The sequence below is a fragment of the Sphingomonas arabinosi genome, from assembly GCF_036663715.1.
Taxonomy (GTDB): domain Bacteria; phylum Pseudomonadota; class Alphaproteobacteria; order Sphingomonadales; family Sphingomonadaceae; genus Sphingomonas.
This window is the reverse complement of record NZ_JAXOJN010000002.1, coordinates 481758-501086: the sequence shown is the minus strand read 5'-3', so window position 1 is coordinate 501086 and position 19329 is coordinate 481758. Positions and strand designations below refer to the sequence as shown.

At 67.7% G+C, this 19329-nt stretch carries 14 protein-coding genes; 11 read left to right on the top strand and 3 right to left on the bottom strand.

The features are described 5' to 3' along the window. Positions 1–19: 19 nt before the first annotated feature. The 7 genes from tsaE (at position 20) to U1708_RS05135 (ending at position 9321) form a co-directional block, all read left to right on the top strand. A complete protein-coding gene (gene tsaE / locus U1708_RS05165; protein WP_332743595.1) occupies positions 20–460 on the top strand; it encodes a tRNA (adenosine(37)-N6)-threonylcarbamoyltransferase complex ATPase subunit type 1 TsaE in 441 nt (146 codons plus the stop codon). After that, positions 457–1437 carry an aminoglycoside phosphotransferase family protein gene (locus tag U1708_RS05160; RefSeq protein WP_332743593.1) on the top strand — a complete coding sequence of 327 codons (981 nt, stop codon included), beginning with the start codon at positions 457–459 and terminating at the stop codon, positions 1435–1437. The genes tsaE and U1708_RS05160 overlap by 4 nt, the downstream gene beginning before the upstream one ends. After that, on the top strand, positions 1434–2189 hold the full coding sequence (locus tag U1708_RS05155; RefSeq protein WP_332743391.1) for a nucleotidyltransferase family protein: 756 nt from the start codon (positions 1434–1436) through the stop codon (positions 2187–2189). The genes U1708_RS05160 and U1708_RS05155 overlap by 4 nt, the downstream gene beginning before the upstream one ends. Further along, positions 2182–5142, top strand: a complete 2961-nt coding sequence (addB, locus tag U1708_RS05150; protein ID WP_332743389.1) for a double-strand break repair protein AddB — start codon at positions 2182–2184, stop codon at positions 5140–5142. The genes U1708_RS05155 and addB overlap by 8 nt, the downstream gene beginning before the upstream one ends. Then, a complete protein-coding gene (addA, locus tag U1708_RS05145) occupies positions 5126–8557 on the top strand; it encodes a double-strand break repair helicase AddA (RefSeq protein WP_443029946.1) in 3432 nt (1143 codons plus the stop codon). The genes addB and addA overlap by 17 nt, the downstream gene beginning before the upstream one ends. A 64-nt stretch (positions 8558–8621) precedes the next feature. After that, complete coding sequence (gene trxA / locus U1708_RS05140; RefSeq protein ID WP_055877560.1) at positions 8622–8945, top strand: thioredoxin TrxA; 324 nt, start codon at positions 8622–8624, stop codon at positions 8943–8945. Between the two features lie 91 nt (positions 8946–9036). Next, complete coding sequence (locus tag U1708_RS05135; RefSeq protein WP_332743378.1) at positions 9037–9321, top strand: virulence factor; 285 nt, start codon at positions 9037–9039, stop codon at positions 9319–9321. Position 9322: 1 nt separating this feature from the next. Here U1708_RS05135 and argJ read toward each other — a convergent pair whose 3' ends face one another. Further along, positions 9323–10543, bottom strand: a complete 1221-nt coding sequence (gene argJ / locus U1708_RS05130; protein WP_332743376.1) for a bifunctional glutamate N-acetyltransferase/amino-acid acetyltransferase ArgJ — start codon at positions 10541–10543, stop codon at positions 9323–9325. A 48-nt stretch (positions 10544–10591) separates the two neighbouring features. Here argJ and U1708_RS05125 point away from each other — a divergent pair, with 48 nt between their 5' ends. From U1708_RS05125 to U1708_RS05110, 4 genes are all read left to right on the top strand, one after another. Continuing rightward, complete coding sequence (locus U1708_RS05125; RefSeq protein ID WP_332743374.1) at positions 10592–10954, top strand: hypothetical protein; 363 nt, start codon at positions 10592–10594, stop codon at positions 10952–10954. Between the two features lie 99 nt (positions 10955–11053). Continuing rightward, positions 11054–13792, top strand: coding sequence for a preprotein translocase subunit SecA (secA, locus tag U1708_RS05120; RefSeq protein WP_332743372.1), 2739 nt, complete (start codon positions 11054–11056; stop codon positions 13790–13792). 301 nt (positions 13793–14093) lie between these two features. Next, positions 14094–14510, top strand: a complete 417-nt coding sequence (locus U1708_RS05115) for a secondary thiamine-phosphate synthase enzyme YjbQ (RefSeq protein WP_332743370.1) — start codon at positions 14094–14096, stop codon at positions 14508–14510. A 127-nt stretch (positions 14511–14637) separates the two neighbouring features. After that, positions 14638–15252 (top strand): CC0125/CC1285 family lipoprotein, encoded by a 615-nt coding sequence (locus U1708_RS05110; RefSeq protein WP_332743591.1) that lies wholly within the window; start codon positions 14638–14640, stop codon positions 15250–15252. Positions 15253–15428: 176 nt separating this feature from the next. Here the strand turns inward: U1708_RS05110 and mfd are convergent, their stop codons facing one another. Further along, a complete protein-coding gene (gene mfd / locus U1708_RS05105; RefSeq protein WP_332743368.1) occupies positions 15429–18899 on the bottom strand; it encodes a transcription-repair coupling factor in 3471 nt (1156 codons plus the stop codon). A 120-nt stretch (positions 18900–19019) separates the two neighbouring features. Beyond that, complete coding sequence (locus U1708_RS05100) at positions 19020–19286, bottom strand: FAD assembly factor SdhE (RefSeq protein ID WP_332743367.1); 267 nt, start codon at positions 19284–19286, stop codon at positions 19020–19022. Between the last annotated feature and the right edge of the window lie 43 nt (positions 19287–19329).

The window sequence follows — 19329 nt, the reverse complement described above, 5'->3', positions numbered from 1 at the left end:
GAGAGGGCTCTTGCTAGTGATCCGTCTACCCGATCCTCAGGCGACCGAGGCGTTCGGAGCGCTGCTGGCCACCCGCGTTCAGCCCGGCGATGTCATTACCCTCGAAGGCACGCTCGGCGCCGGCAAGACCAGCGTTGCGCGCGGGCTCCTCGCCGCGCTCGGACTCGCCGGCGAGGCGCCATCGCCGAGCTTTGCGATCGTCCAGCCCTACGAGCCGCCCGAGGTCCGCTTCCCCGTGCTCCACGTCGACCTCTACCGCATCGACGACCCCGCCGAGATCGAGGAACTGGCGCTCGACGACGCACGCTACGATTCGCTGCTGCTCGTGGAGTGGCCCGAGCGCGCAGGCCCGGATTACTGGCCCGACGCGCTTCGCCTGAGCCTGACGATCGAGCCGGATGGCACGCGCGGCTTGACAGTCGAGGTGCCGGAAGCTTGGAGGTCGCGATGGCCGACATGACCCCGCCGCCCGGCGCCGCCGCTTTTCTCGACGCTCATGGCTGGGGTGGGGCGCAGATCCTCCCGGTCGCCGGCGACGCGTCGTTCCGGCGTTATTTTCGCGCAGTCGATGACGCGGAAGGGGGGAGGCGTCAGGCGATCCTGATGGACGCACCGCCGCCGCACGAGGACCCACGGCCGTTCATCGCGGTCGCCGAATGGCTGGTCGAGCGCGACTTCGCGGCGCCGGCGATCCTGGCGTGCGATCTCGACCAGGGGCTCGTGCTGATCGAGGATTTCGGCGACGACCGGTTGCGCGAGGCGATCGACGCGGCGCCCGCCGACGAACTCTCGCTCTATGCGCCGGCGATCGACCTGCTGGTCCGGTTGCGTGGCCATCCGGCGGGCCCCGTTCCTCCCTATGACCGCGCAGTGCTGCGGCGCGAGGCGCGGTTGTTCGTCGAATGGTACTGCCCCGCGGTCGGGATCGAGCCCGATCTGACGGGCTGGGACGCGGCTTGGGAAGGGGTGTTCGATCACGCCATCGCCGAGACGCCGGTCACGGTGCTGCGCGATTATCATGCCGAGAATCTCATGCTGGTCGGACCGACGCGCTCGCTTGGCCTGCTCGATTTCCAGGACGCCTTGGCGGGGCATCCGGCCTATGACCTGGTGTCGCTGTTGCAGGACGCGCGGCGGACGGTCGATCCCGCGGTCGAGGCGGCGATGCTCGGGCGATATCGCGCGGCGGCGGACGCGGGGGAAGGTTTCATGAACGCGTATCACGTGCTCGGCGCGCAGCGGAATGCGAAGATCCTCGGCATCTTCACGCGCCTGTGGAAGCGCGACGGCAAGCCGCATTACCCGACGATGTGCCCGCGCGTGTGGACCTATCTGGAGCGTGACCTCGCGCAGCCGGTGATGGCGCCGGTCGCGGCGTGGTTCGCGGCGAACGTGCCGTCTGCGCTCCGCGGCGATCCGCTGGCCCTGGGCGCGTGACCCGCCAGCAGACGATCCGCCCCGTCCCTCGCGGAGTGGTGCCGGAAACGGCGATGGTGATGGCGGCGGGCCTGGGCAAGCGGATGCGGCCGCTCACCGTTACGCGACCCAAGCCACTCGTGAAGGTCGCGGGCAAGCCCTTGATCGACCACGTCTTCGAACGGTTGCAGGCGGCCGGCATCAAGCGCGCGGTCGTCAACGTGCATTATCTCGCAGACACGCTGGAGGCGCACGTCACCGACCGGTTCGAGGGGATCGACGTCGTGATCTCCGACGAGCGCAAGATGCTGATGGAGACCGGCGGCGGGCTCGTCCAGGCGCGGCACCTGCTCGGCGATGCGCCGGTGCTGGTCGTCAACAGCGACAATCTCTGGATCGACGGGCCGATGGACGCGATCAAGCTGCTCGCATCGCGCTGGGACGACGCGACGATGGACGCGCTTCTGCTCATGGTGCCGCTCGCGCGTGCCAACAATCACGGTGGGACGGGCGATTTCTATCTCGCCAGCGACGGGCGGATCGCCGGGCGGCGCAAGCTCGGCCGGGTCGCGCCGTTCGCCTATACCGGCATCCAGATCCTGCATCCGCGCCTGATCGCGGACTGGCCCGAGGGGCCTTTCTCGACCAACATCTTCTGGGATCGCGCGATCGCCGCGGGCCGCGCTTATGGTCAGGTCCACCAGGGCCTGTGGTTCGACGTCGGCACGCCCGGCGCGATTCCGAAGACTGAGGCGATCCTCGCGGATGGCTGATCTGATCGCGACGGATCGCCCGACGCTGTACACGATCCCGGCGCACCGGGCGTTCGCGGACGCGCTGGTCGCAGGGCTGACCCGGCGGGCGGGGCGTGATCCGCTCGCACTCGCGCGCGCGCTGGTCGTCCTGCCGAACAATCGCGCGGTGAAGGCCGTGACCGAGGCGTTCGTCCGCGCGAGTGGTGGCGGGCTGGTGTTGCCGCGGCTGGTCGCGCTGGGCGATCCGGAGATGGGCGAGGCGGTAGGCGCCGCGCTCGATCCGGCGGACGACATCGATCCGCCGCTGCCCGCGGTGCCACCGTATCAGCGGCGGATGATCCTCGCGCGGCTGGTATCGGAAGAGCGCGCCCGCGAAGGCCATCCGGTCGACACGGCGGAGGCGGTGCGGCTCGCTGGCGAACTCGCGCGGACGCTCGATCAGTTGCTGGTCGAGGAGGTGCCGCCTACCAAGTTGCGCGATATCGAACTCGGCCCAGAGCTGACCGAGCACTGGCGCCGCGCGCTCGCCACGTTCGAGATCGTGCTGCAACGTTGGCCGGGCGAACTCGCGCGGCTTGAGCGGATCGACGCGGCGACGCGGCGTTCGGCGTTGCTCGACCGGCTCGCCCGGCGCTGGCGAAGCGCGCCGCCCGCCGGGATCGTGTGTGCCGCGGGCGTGACCGACTCCGCACCCGCGGTCGCGCGCCTGCTCCGGTGCATCGCCGACATGCCGCAGGGCATGGTGGTGTTCGCCGGCCTGGACCTCGCGCTGCCGGACGATGAGTGGGACGCGCTCGGCCCGCATGATCCGAACCCAGTGACGGGGCTAACGCGGCGGTCTATCGAGACGCATCCGCAGTTCGATGCCAAGCTGATGCTCCTGCGCATGGGTATAGCGCGCGGCGAGGTGCAGACGTGGCGCGAGGGCGGGGGACATGACGCCGACGCCGCGCGCGGGCGGGCGATCGCCAACGCGCTGGCGCCCGCGGACTTCACCGGCAAGTGGACGCAGATCGCGGCGGAGGATCGCCGGTTGAAAGGCGTGACCGCGGCCGAACTCGCGACCCCGGCGGAGGAAGCGCAGGCGATCGCGCTGGTGTTGCGCGAGGCGTTGGAGGTTCCCGAGCGGACTGCGGCGCTCGTCACGCCGGACCGGGCTTTGGCGCGAAGGGTTGCGGCGCATCTCGGGCGATGGGGCATCGGCATCGACGACAGCGCAGGGCGGCCTCTGTCGATCCTGCCGCCGGGAACGTTGCTGCTCGCACTGGCCGAGGCGGCGGCGCAACGCTTCTCACCGCTCGCGCTGCTGGCGTTGCTGAAGCATCCGCTAGTGCGCGCAGGCGAGGATCGCTTGCTGTGGCTCGACGGCGCGCGCGCGCTGGACCGGCGGTTGCGCGGGCCGCGGCCGGCGGCGGGGCTCGACGGGATCGCCGGGCATCTGGAGGAGCGCAAGGGTACCGCAGCAACATGGTGGGCCGAAGTCCAGCCGCTGCTGACGCCGCTGGCTGGCGCGTTCGATCAGGGGCCGCAGCCTCTGGCGTCGGTGCTCGCCTGCCTGCGCGAGACGGCGCAGACCTTGTGCGGTGACAACCTCTGGTCGGGTCTCGCAGGGCGCGCGGCGGCGGAGTTCCTCGCCGATCTGGAAGCCGAGGCACCCGCCGGTCCGCCGAGGATCGATCCGCGCGAACTCCCGCAATTGCTGCGGACCTTGCTCGACGAGGTCGCGGTGCGGCCGGCGCCGGGCGGGCATCCCCGGCTCGCGATCTACGGCCTGATCGAGGCGCGGTTGCAGACGGCCGACGTCATGGTGCTCGGCGGGCTCAACGAAGGCGTGTGGCCGGGTCGGCCTGCGCCCGATCCCTGGCTGGCGCCGCGTATTCGCATGGAACTCGGGTTGCCGGGGTTGGAGCGGCGCGTCGGCACGGCGGCGCATGATTTCGCGCAGGCTTTGGGAGCCCCGCGCGCGGTCGTCACGAGGGCACGCCGCGATGCGAAGTCGCCCGCGCTGGCGTCCCGGCTGTGGCTGCGTTTGCAGGCGCTCGCCGGCGATCGGTTCGAACGCGCGTCCGCGCTAGAGGGCTGGACGCGCGCGCTTGACGATCCAGGCGAGCACTTGCCCGCCGATCGGCCTGCGCCTTCACCACCCGCATCGCTGCGTCCGAAGGTCATCTCCGTCACCGAGGTCGATCGCCTCAAGGCCGACCCCTACGCCTTCTACGCCCGCCGCGTGCTCGGGCTGATGCCGCTCGACCCGGTCGATGCCGATCCCAGCGCGGCGTGGCGCGGGACTGCGGTGCACGACATCCTCGAGCAATGGTGGAAGCAGGACAATTGCACCGTCGACACGCTCCGGCTGCGTGCGAAAGCGATGCTCGACGACGAGCGCACGCACCCGATGATGCGCGCGCTGTGGCAACCGCGGTTGCTTGAGGCGATCGACTGGATCGCGGGCGCTATCGTCGCGCAAGGGCAGGACGGCCGCACCGTTGCGAGCGCCGAGGGCAAGGGCAAGATCGAGATCGCCGGCGTCACCCTGTCGGGCCGCTACGACCGGATCGATAAGCTGCCCGACGGGCGTCTCGCGGTGATCGACTACAAGACCGGCAAGCCGCCTTCGCCGACCGCAGTCCGCGCGGGCTACAGCCTGCAACTCGGCCTGCTCGGGCTGATCGCGGAACGTGGCGGGTTCGAGGATGTGCGCGGCACCGCGGGCGCGTTCGAATATTGGTCGCTCGGCAAGAAGCGCGACGCGTTTGGCTATATCGAGAGTCCGGTCGACCCCGAGGGCAAGCGCGACAAGATCCCTACCGCCGAATTCACGTCGATCGCCGCGCACAACTTCACCGAAGTCGTCGGCGAATGGCTGACCGGCAGCGCCGCGTTTACCGCCAAGCTCGTCCCCGAATACGCCCCCTATGCCGAGTACGACCAACTGATGCGACGCGACGAATGGTATGGCCGTGAGCGGTGATGCGCTCGCCACGCTGCCCCGCTTAAGGGGCGCGCAGGCCGATGCGAGCAACCCGGCCTCGCACGTCTGGCTGTCCGCGTCGGCGGGCACGGGCAAGACGCAGGTGTTGGCGGCGCGCGTGTTCCGGCTGCTGCTGCGCGGGGTCGATCCCGGCGCGATCCTGTGCCTGACCTTCACCAAGGCTGGCGCGGCGGAGATGGCGCAGCGGATCAACGGGCGCCTCGCGGCCTGGGTAAGGATGCCGGCCCCGGCGCTCGCGGCGGACCTGATCGCGCTCGGTGAAAGCCCGGTGCAGGCGCTGCAGGATCGGGCGCGCACCTTGTTCGCCAAGGTACTTGACGCGCCGGGCGGGGGCCTGCGCATCCAGACGATCCACGGATTCTGCCAGAGTTTGCTGGCGGCGTTCCCGGTCGAGGCCGGGCTGACGCCGGGCTTCCGGCCGCTGGAGGCGCGCGAAGAGGCGGGGCTCGCGCGGGAAGCGCTGGCGTCGATGCTGTCGGACGCCGAGCGCGAAGGCCGCGAACGCCCGGTCGAGATCGTCGGGCGCCTGTCGCTACGGATGGGCGAGGGCGGGGCGGAGGCGTTCCTGCTCGCGTGCGCCCGTGCGCTGCCGGCGTTGGAGGCCCTCCCGGTCGGGATTCAGCCGTGGCTCCGACGCGAACTCGGGCTTCCGTCCGGAGATATCGACGAGGCGATCGCGGAATGGTGCGACGCGCTCGACCTCGACGCGATCGCGCGGATCGCCGCGGCCAATCGCGCCTGGGGAACGGCCACCGGGCAGGCCGCGGCGGCGACCGTACAGCGCTGGCTCGACTCCGAGGATCGCGCGGCGACCTTGGATGAGCTCGCCAGCGTCGTGCTGACCGGCACGGGCACGCAGCGCAAGGCGTCGAAGAAGCTGATCGATGCCGAGCCCGACTACGAAGTGCTGGCACGCGATCTGGGCGAAGCGTGCACCGACGTGCTGTCGATGGTCCAGCGTGCGACCTATTGCGACCTGCTCGCCGACGGGCTCGAAGTCGGGCGCGACTATGCGCGCGCCTACGCCCTCGCCAAGCGGCGCGCGGGCGCGGTCGATTTCGACGATTTGATCGCCACGACGGTGGCGCTGCTCGACCAGCCGGGGATCGGCGAGTGGGTCCGCTACAAGCTCGACCAGGCGACCGAGCATTTGCTGATCGACGAGGCGCAGGACACCAACGGTCACCAGTGGCGAATCGTGCGCGCGCTGGCGGACGAGTTCTTCGTCGGCCGCGGCATCTATGCGCCGTCGACGCGCACGCTGTTCACGGTTGGCGACTACAAACAGGCGATCTTCGGCTTCCAGGGCACCGACCCGCTCAATTTCCAGGCGGCCGAACAGTATTTCGGCGACCGTGCGAGCGAAGCGGAGGGCGACGACGACTGGCCCGAGGAGGAGCGCGGACTTCCCTTGGCGCGACTGTCGCTCCGCCACTCATTCCGGTCGACCCGAACCGTGCTGGAGTTCGTCGATGCGGCGATCGACGCGATCGGCGAACCGGGGCTCGGGATCGCGGGCGAGGTCGAACGCCACGCCAGCGAGGTCGCGGGCCCCGGCACTGTGACTCTGTGGCCGCCGGTCTCCGCTGGCGGCAGCGAAGACGACGAGGAAGGCTGGGTCGACGACGCGGTGCGGAAACTCGCCAGCGATATCGCACGCGCGGTGAAGGGCTGGCTCGCGCCCGACACGGGGCTCATGCTGGAGAGCAAGGGGCGGCGGTTGCGGCCCGAGGACGTGATGATCCTGGTCAAGCGACGCGGCGACCTCGCCTCGCTGATCGTCGCACGGCTCTATGCCGAGGGCGTGCCGGTGGCGGGCGTCGATCGCCTGCGGCTCAACGCGCCGCTCGCGGTGCAGGATCTGCTCGCTACGATCCGCTTCGTGTTGCAGCCGGAGGACGACCTGTCCGTCGCCGCGCTGCTCGTGTCGCCGCTGATCGGCTGGACGCAGGACGAACTCATGGCGGCGGCACCGCGCGAAGCCGGCCCGCTCTGGCGGCATTTGCAACGCACGCAGCCCGCGACGAGGCTCGCCCCGTTGCTGGCGATGCTCGCACGCGCCGATATCGCCACGCCGTACCAGTTCCTGGAGGAACTGCTGTCCGGCCCGCTCGACGGTCGCCGGAAACTGATCCGCCGCCTCGGCACCGAGGCGCGCGACCCGATCGAGGAACTGCTCAACGCCGCGCTGACGTTCGAGAGTACGACGACACCGTCGTTGCAGCGTTTCCTTGACTGGTTCGACCGTGGCGACGTCGAGATCGTTCGCGATCCGTCCGCCCCCCTTGATGCGGTCCGCGTAATGACCGCGCACGGCGCGAAGGGGTTGCAGGCGCCGCTGGTGATCCTGGCGGATGCGACGGCGGACCCGTCGGCGGCGCCGCGCTCGATCCTGAAATGGGCGCCCGAGCCCGGTGCCGCGCCGATCCCGGTTTTCCGCCCGCGTTCTGCAGAGCGGGGCGGGCCGCTGGATGCAGTCGTGTCGGCGGCCGAGCAGCGCGAGCTGGAGGAGCACTGGCGGCTGTTCTACGTCGCCGCCACGCGCGCCGAGGAACGTCTAGTGATCGCCGGAGCGCTCGGCCCCCGCGCGAAAGGCGTGCCGCCCGAGAATAGCTGGTACGCCGCCGCCGATCATGCGTTGGCAGCGTTGGGTGTTACCGAGGGCGAGGGCGCTCGAACTTTCCATGGGGTGGAGCCGCAGCCGGCGATCGTCGCCAAGATTTCTAACCAAGCGGCCGCGTCCGAAACCGCGCGGCTCCCCGATTGGGCGCACCAGCCGGCTCCGACCGAGTCGCGCCCGCCGCGGCCCCTGTCGCCGTCCGCGCTCGGCGAGGATGCGGTGTCCGATCCGCCGCCCACGCCGGCGATGCGGCTGGCGGCGGAACGCGGCCGCCTGATCCACGCGCTGTTCGAGCGCCTCCCCGCAATCGCGCCGGCCGACCGCGCGGCGGCGGCGGATCGCTGGCTTGCGAAGGCCGGCGGCGTCGACGATGGGGCGGCGAGGGCAGAGATCATCGCCAGCGTCGCGGCGGTGCTCGACGATCCGCGGTTCACGGACCTGTTCGGCGCCGACACGCTGGCCGAAGCGCCGATCGCGGCGACGTTGAGCGACGGGATCGTCGTGTCGGGGACGGTCGACCGCCTGCTGATCGAGACCGACCGCGTCCGCGTCGTAGATTTCAAGACCGGCCGCCGGGCGCCGTCGGGGCTGGCCGACGTCCCCGACTATCACCTCAAGCAGATCGCCGCGTATGCCGAGGCGCTGCGCGTGATCTTTCCGGGGCGCGCGGTCGAGGCGGCGCTGCTCTACACCGCGGGGCCTCGCCTGATCGTGCTGCCGCCCGAACTGCTTGCCGATCACAAGCCGCGCTATCGGCCCACGGAGCAAAGCTAGCGTCCCGGAGGTTGAGCGGACACGCGGGCGACCTTAGATACGATTCAACCAAGGAGAATTCACGATGGCGACCAAGCAGATCACCGATGCCAGCTTCGATGCGGACGTACTGAACGCGGACGGCCCCGTGCTCGTCGATTTCTGGGCGGAATGGTGTGGTCCGTGCAAGATGATCGGGCCGTCGCTCGAGGAAATCTCCGAGGAGCTCGGCGAGAAGGTGACGATCGCCAAGCTCAACATCGACGAGAACCCCGACGCGCCCGGCAAATATGGCGTCCGTGGCATCCCGACGATGATCCTGTTCAAGGGCGGCGCACCCGCCGCGACCAAGGTGGGCGCGGAGCCGAAGGGCCGTCTGAAGGCCTGGCTCGAGGGTGAACTGGCCTGATGCAAAGCCCGCCCGACTGCGCTAGATTATCGTCATGACGACGATCGGGCACAATCGGGCGGGCGCTACCCCGGCTCGGCGGAGAGGTAGCATGTACGCGATCGTATTCGATCTGGACGTGTCGATGCTCGAGCAGATGTATCCTAATCCGTCGTGGCGGAATGCGTACCGCGATGTCGGCGATATCCTCAACAGACGCGGGTTCGAGCGACAGCAGGGCTCGACCTATTTTGGTAACGAAACCATCTCGGCGGTCGACTGCGTACTCGCCGTCCAGGAATTGAACCGCACGTATTCGTGGTTCAGTCCTGCGGTGAGCGACATCCGGATGTTGCGTATCGAAGAGAACAACGACCTGTCGCCAGCGCTGCGATAACTTAGCTGCGATAGTCGGCGTTGATCGAAATATAGCCGTGCGTCAGGTCGCAGGTCCAGACAGTCGCGCGGCCCTCGCCTAGCGCGAGATCGACGCCGATTTCTATTTCCTGGCCCTTGAGATGTGCCGCCACGGGCGCCTCGTCATATCCACTGAGCGCCAAGCCCCCCTCGGCGACCTGCGTAGTCCCGAACCAGATCGACAGCGTGTCCCGATCTGCAGGTTCGCCGGCCTTGCCGACCGCCATCACGACGCGGCCCCAGTTGGCGTCCTCACCGGCGATCGCAGTCTTGACCAGTGGCGAGTTGGCGATGCTCATCGCGATACGGTGCGCGCTGCGGTCGCTGTCGGCACCGGTCACCTGGATCTCGATCAGCTTCTGCGCGCCTTCACCGTCGCGAACGACGAGCATCGCGAGTTGGTGGCACAGGTCGGCCAGCGCGGCGCGAAACGCGTCGGCGCCGATGCTGTCATCGTCCGCCAGCGCCACATTACCCGCCTTGCCCGTCGCGAACGCCAGCACGGTGTCGCTGGTCGAGGTATCGCTGTCGACGGTTATGCACGAGAAGCTCGGCGCGTTCGCCTTGGACAGCGCGGCCTGCAGGAATTCCGGTTCGACCGCGGCGTCGGTGAAGATAAAGCCGAGCATCGTCGCCATGTCCGGCGCGATCATCCCCGAGCCCTTGATGATCCCCACCAGCGTGACGGTGCGATCACCGATCACCGCCGTCGTCACCGCACCTTTGGTGAAGGTGTCGGTCGTCATGATCGTCGCGGCGGCATCCTCCCAGCCGCACGGCGCGGCGGCAAACGCCGCATCGAGCCCGGCCTCGGCCTTGTCGATCGGCAAGGGCACCCCGATCACGCCGGTCGATGCGACGAACACGTCCGAAGGCTGGCACCCGAGATGCGCCGCAGTCCGCGCGGCGATCGCCTCGACCGCCGCACGCCCGCGCGACCCGGTGAACGCGTTCGAATTGCCCGCATTCACCACCAGAGCGCGCGCCTGCCCGAGCGTCAGCGCCGCACGGCACCACTCCACCTCGGGCGACGGACATTTGCTCTGCGTCAGCACGCCGGCGACCACCGTCCCCGGCTCGAGCGTCACGAACGTCAGGTCGCACCGATCCCAATTCTTGTACGCCGCGCGCGCGACATGCAGCGCGACTCCGTCGATCGAAGGGGCGGCGGGGAAGGGCAAGGCGAGCGGCGAGGTCTGCATGCCGTCTTCATAGCCGCTGCCCGGCGGTCGGCAAGATCGGGCGGCAAGATGACGTCCGCGAAGATTGCCGAGGCGGACGGGCCTTTGCCGCGTTCGGCGGGTGCGCCGCTGAGACGAACGGTAGATTTATGCCGCAAGCTCGCATACAGCCGGTGCCGCATGAACCTGTTGCTGCTCCTCTCTGCCCTGCTCTCCGCGCTGACCGGCGCGGTGCCGGGTGTGCGTGGGCAGTCCGCACAGGCCGTCGCACAGGGTAGCGTCTGCTCGCAGTCGGTGGCAGCAACCCCGGCCAAGGTGTTGACGAGGCCTGTGTCCCGCATCGTCACGCTACCCCAGGTCGCGGTCGCCAGCGCGCTGCGGACCATCGCCATCGTTTCGCTGCCGCTATGGGTCGAGCGCCGCCGCGAATAGCGTCTTGGTGTGACCTTATCGTTACCTTTGGATCCGAGTGATCCGCTTCCGCGTGCGCCCACCGTGTGTCGCCGCGCCATAATCTCAGGAAATCAGCCAATGTTCGGTGGCCTCGCCAAATCCTTGTTCGGTTCGTCCAACGACCGCTACGTCAAGTCGCTCAACCCGATCCTCGCGAAGATCGCCTCGTTCGAGCCGTCGCTCCAGGCGATGTCGGACGAGGAACTCTCCGCACAGACCGTGAAGTTCCGCGCGCGTCTCGCGAACGGCGAGAAGCTCGACGACCTGCTCCCCGAGGCGTTTGCGACGGTCCGCGAGGCTGCACACCGCGTGCTCGGCCAGCGCCATTACGACGTGCAGATGGTCGGCGGCATCGTCCTCCACCGCGGCGAGATCGCCGAGATGCGGACCGGCGAGGGCAAGACGCTCGTCGCCACGCTCGCGACCTACCTTAACGCGCTCCCCGGCGATGGCGTCCACGTCGTCACCGTCAATGATTACCTCGCGGCGCGCGACGCGGAGTGGATGGGGCAGGTCTACACCTTCCTGGGCATGACGATCGGCGTCATCATCCCGAACCTGTCCGACGAGGAACGCCGCGCCGCCTATGCCGCGGACATCACCTACGGCACCAACAACGAGTTCGGCTTCGACTATCTGCGCGACAACATGAAGTACGAGCGCAGCGCCATGACGCAGCGCCCGTTCAACTTCGCGGTGGTCGACGAGGTCGATTCGGTGCTGATCGACGAGGCGCGCACGCCGCTGATCATTTCCGGCCCGACCGACGACAAGTCCGAGCTGTATATCCAGGTCGATGCGGTCGTGAAGCAGCTCATTCCGGGCGATTACGACAAGGACGAGAAGCAGAAGACGATCATCCTCACCGAGGACGGCACCGAGAAGGTAGAGCGGATGCTCGAGGCGGCGGGGCTGCTGGAGGGGCAGAACCTGTACGACTTCGAGAACACGCAGGTCGTGCATCACCTCAACCAGGCGCTGCGCGCGATCGTGATGTTCAAGTCGGACATCGACTACATCGTCAAGGACGGCAAGGTCATCATCATCGACGAGTTCACCGGTCGCATGATGGACGGCCGGCGCTGGTCGGACGGCCTGCACCAGGCGGTCGAGGCCAAGGAGGGCGTCCAGATCGAGCCCGAGAACCAGACGATGGCGTCGATCACGTTCCAGAACTATTTCCGCATGTACCCCAAGATCGGCGGCATGACCGGCACCGCGGCGACCGAGGCGGCCGAATTCTACGACATCTACAAGATCAACGTCGTCAGCATCCCGACCAATGTCGAGGTCAAGCGCGTCGACGAGGAAGACGAGTTCTACAAGGACACCAAGGACAAGTTCGCGGCGATCGCCAAGAAGATCAAGCATCACGCGGACCTCGGCCAACCGGTACTGGTCGGCACGGTATCGATCGAGAAGTCCGAGATGCTGAGCGAGTTCCTGGTCGGCGAGAACGTCGATCACAAGGTCCTCAACGCGCGCTTCCACGAGATGGAGGCGCACATCGTCGCGCAGGCCGGGCGCAAGTCCGCAGTGACGATCGCGACGAACATGGCGGGCCGCGGTACCGACATCAAACTCGGTGGCAACCTGGAGTTCCGCATGCTCGACGAGCATCCCGAGCTGGTCGAGGGCACGCCCGAATATGACGAGGCGGCAAAGCGGATCACGATCGAGATCGAGGCGGAGAAGCAGGCGGTGCTCGCCGCGGGCGGCCTGTTCGTGCTCGGCACCGAGCGGCACGAGAGCCGGCGTATCGACAATCAGCTGCGCGGGCGTTCGGGTCGTCAGGGCGATCCGGGCCTGTCACGCTTTTATCTCAGTCTCGACGACGATCTGCTGCGGATCTTCGGGCCGGACACGCTGTTCGCCAAGATGATGCGCAACAACATCGAGGACGGCGAGGCGATCGGCAGCAAGTGGCTGTCGAAGGCGATCGAGACGGCGCAGAAGAAGGTCGAGGCGCGCAACTACGACATCCGCAAGCAGGTCGTCGAATATGATGACGTGATGAACGAGCAGCGCAAGGTCATCTACGAGCAGCGCGCGGACATCATGGATGCCGATACGGTCGGTGACGTGGTGACGGACATGCGCGCGGAGACGGTCAACGTGATCGTCGGCGATGCGTGCCCGCCCAATTCGTATCCCGAGCAGTGGGACGTCGCGGGGATGAAGACGCGGCTCGCCGAGGTGATGAACCTCGAACCGCCGATCGACGCCTGGCTGCTGGAAGAATCGGTCGATCCCGAGGTTCTGGAAGAGCGCATCCGCACGATGGCGGACGAGGCGATCGCGCAGAAATCCGCCGATCTCGATACGGAGACGTGGACGTCGGTCGAGAAGTCGATCCTGTTGCAGAACCTCGATCACCACTGGAAGGAGCATCTGGCGACGCTCGATGCGCTGCGTCAGGTCGTCCATCTGCGCGCCTACGCACAGAAGACGCCGATCAACGAGTATAAGCAGGAGGCGTTCTCGCTGTTCCAGCGGATGCTCGAGACGATCCGCGAGGACGTGACCAAGACGATCGCGCATGCCCAGTTCCAGATGCAGGCGCCGGTCGGGCTGCCCGAGCTGCCGGACTTCATCACGACGCATTTCGACCCGTTCACGGGGGAGGACGACTCGAACGACTTCGACGGGGGGACGCGGGGGCATATCACCTCGCAGATGCCACCGTTGCAGATCCCTCAGCCGCAGGAAGCCGATATCGGCGAGGATCCTACGAACTGGGAAGGTGTGGTGAGCCGCAATGCGCCTTGCCCGTGTGGGTCGGGGCGTAAGTACAAGCAGTGCCATGGGGCAGTTTGAGGGACTGAGTGACCTGACGCTCCAACCTCCCCACCTCCTACCACCCCGGCGAAGGCCGGGGCCCAGTTTGAAAGGTCGGAGTAACGGAGCGCACCCGCAGTTAGCGACGTCCCCCAACTGGGCCCCGGCCTCCGCCGGGGTGGTAAGAAGTGTGGACGCACTTTTAGTTCTCCCGCGAAGGCGGGAGCCCAGGCTATCGGCGATGGCCTATGGGACTCCTGGACCCCCGCCTTCGCGGGGGAACAGTTGCTTCCGGGCAACGGGATTTGGAGCAACCCCCCCGACCAATCGTTAGGACCCCATGCGCCAAGCCACCACGATCCTAACCATCGACACCACCCGCCAAGGCCTCGTCGACGTCACCGACCAGATCGCCCGCTGGACCCGTGACCAACGCCTCACCGAAGGCTTGCTGACGATTTTCTGCCGCCACACCTCCGCCTCCCTCCTGATCCAGGAAAACGCGGCCCCCGAAGTCCGCACCGACCTCGAAGCCTATTTCGCCCGCATTGCCCCGGAGTCGCGCGAGTACGAACACGACGACGAGGGCCCGGACGACATGCCGGCCCATTTGCGCACTGCGCTCACCCAGGTTCAGCTCACGATCCCGTTGATCGACGCACGACTCGCGCTCGGCACGTGGCAGGGCATCTATCTGTTCGAGCATCGCCGCCGCCCGCATCGCCGCACTTTGGCGCTGCACTTGATCGGCGTTTAGACGAATCGTGAAAAATGAGTCAGCAAGGTGGCGCATTGGAGCGAACCCGTTCATCAACCGTTCCACCACTGACGGCTAATAAGAGGCGTTTCGCCGCACTCGCCGCGAACGGAGACATACCATGTTCATGAAACCTGGTCGCAAGGTCGCACTGGCAGCGCTCGCAACGGGCGCCCTATTGCTGGCCGGTTGCGCGACCGAGACCACCTATCGGCCGGCGACGGGCCAGGGGTTCAGCCGCACCGGCTATAGCGACCGTATGATCGAGCCGGGCCGCTTCCTCGTCAGCTTCGCCGGCAACAGCGTCACTTCGCGCGATACCGTCGAGCGCTATCTGTTCTTCCGCGCGGCCGAACTTACGTTGCAGAATGGCTATGACTATTATTTGATGGCCGACCGCGACACCAACCTCCAGTCGCGCACCTACTCGACGCCGGGTATCGGTGGCGGGTTCGGCTATGGCGGCTTCGGCGGCTATTGGGGTCCGTCGTGGCGTTACTACGGCCGCGGGTTCGGCTGGCGTAACTGGAGCCCCGGCTTTGGCGGCGGGTTCGGTGGCTTTGGCGGTGGCTTCGGTGGCGGGCCATGGGGCAACGACTTCGACGTCCGTACGATCGATCGCTACGAGGCGACGGCCGAGATCGTGATGCGCAAGGGCCCGATCCCGCGCGACAACATCCGCGCGTTCGATGCGCGGAAGGTCGTGGACAGCATCGGGCCGAGCGTCGTGCTGCCGAAGTAAGTTTAGGTTTATAAGCGGTAAAAAGGCCGGGCTACCCCAGGGTAGTCCGGCCTTTTTCGTGCCACTGCTCCCTCTCCCCTGCGGGGAGAGGGTCGGGGTGAGGGGCTGTTGTAAAGGGCAGCGCTCGCGGCGCCCCTCACCCAACCCTCTCCCCGAGGGGGAGAGGGCTTAAGAAGTCACCCCGCCGCCTTCGCCAACCCCTTCGACAGCTGCAACGCACCATGCAGCCGAGCCTTCGGGTCGCCCCAAGCCCGCTGCAACACCAGCTTGCTGTCCGGCCGCAACCGCGCGACCCCGTTCAGCCGCTCGACATACGCCAGCAGCTTGTCGATGTTCGGCGGCTTGTCGTCGTGGAACGACACCAGCACGCCCTTAGGCCCGACGTCGATCTTCGACACACACGCGCGCTTGGCGTTCAGCTTGATCTCGATGACCTTGATCAAATTCTCGGTCGCGTCCGGCAGCGGCCCGAACCGATCGATCATCTCGGCGGCGAACGCCTCGATCTCCTGGCCCTCGTCGAGATCGTTGAGGCGGCGATACAGCCCCATCCGCAGATCGAGATCGGGCACGTAATCCTCGGGGATGAGGATCGGCGCATCCACCGTGATCTGCGGGCTGAAATCTCGCGGGCGCGACGAGGTCATGCCGCCCGCCTTGGCGTCCATGATCGCCTCCTCCAGCATCGCCTGGTAGAGTTCGAACCCGACCTCCTTGATATGCCCGGTCTGCTCGTCGCCGAGCATGTTGCCGGCGCCGCGGATATCGAGATCGTGGCTGGCGAGCTGGAAGCCAGCCCCGAGCGAATCGAGATCGGACAGCACCTTCAGTCGCTTCTCGGCCGTTACCGTCATCTGCCGTTCGGGCGGCGTAACCAGATACGCGTACGCGCGCGTCTTCGAACGACCGACGCGACCGCGCAACTGGTACAGCTGGGCGAGGCCGAAGCGGTCGGCGCGGTGGACGATCATCGTGTTGGCGGACGCGATGTCGATCCCGCTCTCGATGATCGTGGTCGAGACGAGCACCTCGAACTTTTTGTCGTAGAACGCGGACATGCGCTCCTCGACCTCGGTCGGCGACATCTGGCCGTGCGCGACGACGAAGCGGATCTCGGGCACCTGTTCGCGCAGGAAATCCTCGATCTCGGGCAGGTCGGCGACGCGCGGCGTGACGACGAAGCTCTGGCCGCCGCGGTAATGCTCGCGCAGCAACGCCTCGCGCAGCACGACCGGATCGAACGGCATGATGTACGTCCGCACCGCGAGGCGATCGACCGGCGGGGTCTGGATCACCGACAGCTCGCGGATGCCCGACATCGCCATCTGCAACGTGCGCGGGATCGGCGTCGCGGTCAGCGTCAGCATGTGGACGTCAGCCCGCAGCGCCTTCAGCCGTTCCTTGTGCGTGACGCCGAACCGCTGTTCCTCGTCGACCACGACGAGCCCGAGCCGCTTGAAGTCGATGTTCTTCGCGAGCAGCGCGTGCGTGCCGATGACGACGTCGATCGTGCCGTTCGCCAAACCCTCCTTGGTCGCCTTCGCCTCGCTCGCGGTGACGAGTCGCGACAGGCGGCCCATGTTCATCGGGAAGCCTTCGAAGCGCGCGACGAAGTTGTTGTAGTGCTGGCGCGCGAGCAACGTCGTCGGGCAGACGATCGCGACCTGCTTGCCGCCCATCGCCGCGACGAACGCCGCGCGCAACGCGACCTCGGTCTTGCCGAAGCCGACGTCGCCGACCACGAGCCGGTCCATCGGCTTGCCCGCGGACAGATCGCCGAGCACGTCCTCGATCGCGCGGTCCTGGTCCTCGGTTTCCTCGTACGGGAAGCGGTCGACGAAGCTCGGATAACCGCTCGCATCGGGTTCTAGCACGTCGCCCGGATGCAGCGCGCGTTCGGCGGCGGTCGCGATGAGTTCGCCGGCGATCTCGCGGATCCGCTCCTTCATCTTCGACTTGCGGCGCTGCCAGCCTTCGCCGCCGAGACGGTCGAGCGTCGCGCCTTCCTCGGACGAGCCGTAGCGCGAGAGGACGTCGATATTCTCGACGGGCACGTACAGCTTGTCGCCACCGGCATAGCTCAGCGCGACGCAATCATGCGGGCTCTGGCCCACCGGGATCGAGGTCAGGCCCTCGTACCGCCCGATCCCGTGCTCGGTGTGGACGACGAGATCGCCGGGCGTCAGCGTCGCGAGTTCGGCGAGGAACGCGTCGGCGGATTTCTTGCGCTTCTTGCGGTGGACTAGGCGGTCGCCGAGCATGTCCTGCTCGGTGAGCACGGCAATCCCCGGCGCGGTGAAGCCGTGATCGAGCGGCAGGACGATCAGCGCGACGCCGAAGCTTCGCGCGGTATCCGCGATGCCGAGCGCCTCCTGCCAGGTCTCGGCGTGCTTGCCGCCTTTCATGCCGTGGTCGGCGAGGAGGCTCCCCAGGCGCTCGCGTGCGCCGATCGAGTAGCTCGCGAGGATCGGTTTCCGACCCTGTTTCCGTAGCTTCTCGACGTGATCTGCGACGGCTTCATAGATGTTCGCCTGCGCCGCGCGCTCGGGGCCGAAATCGCGCGGGCCGTCGACGTCGAAGTCGAGGACGGTGTCGCTCGGCGGTTCGTGGAACGGCGACGTGATATGCGCGGCGAACGCCTCGACGCCGCCGGACCATTCCTGTGCGTCGAGGTATAGCGCCTTGGCGGGCATCGGCCGATAGCTGCCGGGCTGGGCGGCCTCGGCGCGTTTGCGGTTCTCGTAATAGTCGGCAATCGATTCAAGCCGGCTCTCGACCGCGGCGGCGACGCCGTTGTCGCGCACCACGACGTCGTCGGCGCCGAGATGGTCGAACAGCGTCGCCATCTTCTCCTCGAACAGCGGCAGCCAATGTTCCATGCCGGCGATGCGGCGGCCTTCGGAGATTGCCTGGTACATCGGATCGCCGGTCGCGGTCGCGCCGAACGCGTCGCGGTAGCGGGTGCGGAAACGCTTGATCGAATCCTCGTCGAGCAACGCTTCGGAGGCAGGGAGGAGGACGAAGCCGTCGATCCGCCCGGTGGTGCGTTGGTCTGCCGCGTCGAACGTGCGGACGCTCTCGATCTCGTCGCCGAAGAAATCGAGTCGCAGCGCGTGGTCCTCGCCCGACGGGTAGAGATCGACGATCCCGCCGCGGACCGCATATTCGCCCTGGTCGTGGACGGTGTCGGTGCGGACATAGCCGTTGGCCTGGAGCAGCACGGCAAGCTTGTCGCGGCCGATCCGTTCGCCCGGTGCGAGCCGCGCGACGAGCTGGCGGATGCGGAACGGGGTGAGGACGCGCTGCGTCGCCGCGTTGGCGGTGGTGAGGAGGAGCTGCGGACCCTTGGGCCTGCCCTGGAGTCGTTGCAGCGCCGCGACACGCTCGGCCATGATGCGCAGCGTCGGCGAGGCACGGTCGTAGGGGAGGCAGTCCCACGCCGGGAAGCTCAGCACTTCGAGATCGGGCGCGAAATACGCCGCGGTCGAGGCGATCGCGCGCATCGCCGCATCGTCCGGCGCGATGAACACCGCGCGGGTCTTCACGGCACGGGCGAGGTCGGCGAGCAGCGATGGCTGGAAGCCGGACGGCACGCCTGAGAGGATCAGCGGGGTCGTCGCGGAGAGGATCGTCTTGAGATCTGGCATTCGAACTCCCCCCTCCCTGGAAGGGAGGGGCTGGGGGTGGGTTGGTATGGGGCGCGTGTCACGACCGCCAAGCGGCCGACCCACCCCAACCCCTCCCTTCCAGAGAGGGGCGCAGAAGGCTTACTTCACGACCGTCACGTAGTTGATGTCGCGCATCGCCTGCATCATCGGGCCGTCCCACTCCTTCGGGCACGGAATCGAGCCGATCGCCCAGCCCATGATGTCGACGTCCTGTTCCTCCAGCAGCGCCTCGAACCAGTCGAGCTGCTCCGGCGTCCACGTCCGTCCATAGGTCGCGAAGAAGCCGCCGATCATCATGTCGGCTTCGCGCGTGCCGCGGTGCGAGCTGCGAAAGCCCAGGCGCTTGAGGCGGGTCTCGTGGTCCATCGTATCTCCAACGCGGATAGGCCGGCGACCGCTGGCGGCGGGC

What these genes read in the sequence shown, in the direction of transcription:
- U1708_RS05160 (WP_332743593.1), top strand. Translation starts at nt 457, where the DNA reads ATGACCCCGCCGCCCGGCGCCGCCGCTTTTCTCGACGCTCATGGCTGG.
- addB (WP_332743389.1), top strand. Translation starts at nt 2,182, where the DNA reads ATGGCTGATCTGATCGCGACGGATCGCCCGACGCTGTACACGATCCCG.
- addA (WP_443029946.1), top strand. Translation starts at nt 5,126, where the DNA reads ATGGCCGTGAGCGGTGATGCGCTCGCCACGCTGCCCCGCTTAAGGGGC.
- trxA (WP_055877560.1), top strand. Translation starts at nt 8,622, where the DNA reads ATGGCGACCAAGCAGATCACCGATGCCAGCTTCGATGCGGACGTACTG.
- U1708_RS05135 (WP_332743378.1), top strand. Translation starts at nt 9,037, where the DNA reads ATGTACGCGATCGTATTCGATCTGGACGTGTCGATGCTCGAGCAGATG.
- argJ (WP_332743376.1), bottom strand. Translation starts at nt 10,543, where the DNA reads ATGCAGACCTCGCCGCTCGCCTTGCCCTTCCCCGCCGCCCCTTCGATC.
- U1708_RS05125 (WP_332743374.1), top strand. Translation starts at nt 10,592, where the DNA reads ATGACGTCCGCGAAGATTGCCGAGGCGGACGGGCCTTTGCCGCGTTCG.
- secA (WP_332743372.1), top strand. Translation starts at nt 11,054, where the DNA reads ATGTTCGGTGGCCTCGCCAAATCCTTGTTCGGTTCGTCCAACGACCGC.
- U1708_RS05115 (WP_332743370.1), top strand. Translation starts at nt 14,094, where the DNA reads ATGCGCCAAGCCACCACGATCCTAACCATCGACACCACCCGCCAAGGC.
- U1708_RS05110 (WP_332743591.1), top strand. Translation starts at nt 14,638, where the DNA reads ATGAAACCTGGTCGCAAGGTCGCACTGGCAGCGCTCGCAACGGGCGCC.
- mfd (WP_332743368.1), bottom strand. Translation starts at nt 18,899, where the DNA reads ATGCCAGATCTCAAGACGATCCTCTCCGCGACGACCCCGCTGATCCTC.
- U1708_RS05100 (WP_332743367.1), bottom strand. Translation starts at nt 19,286, where the DNA reads ATGGACCACGAGACCCGCCTCAAGCGCCTGGGCTTTCGCAGCTCGCAC.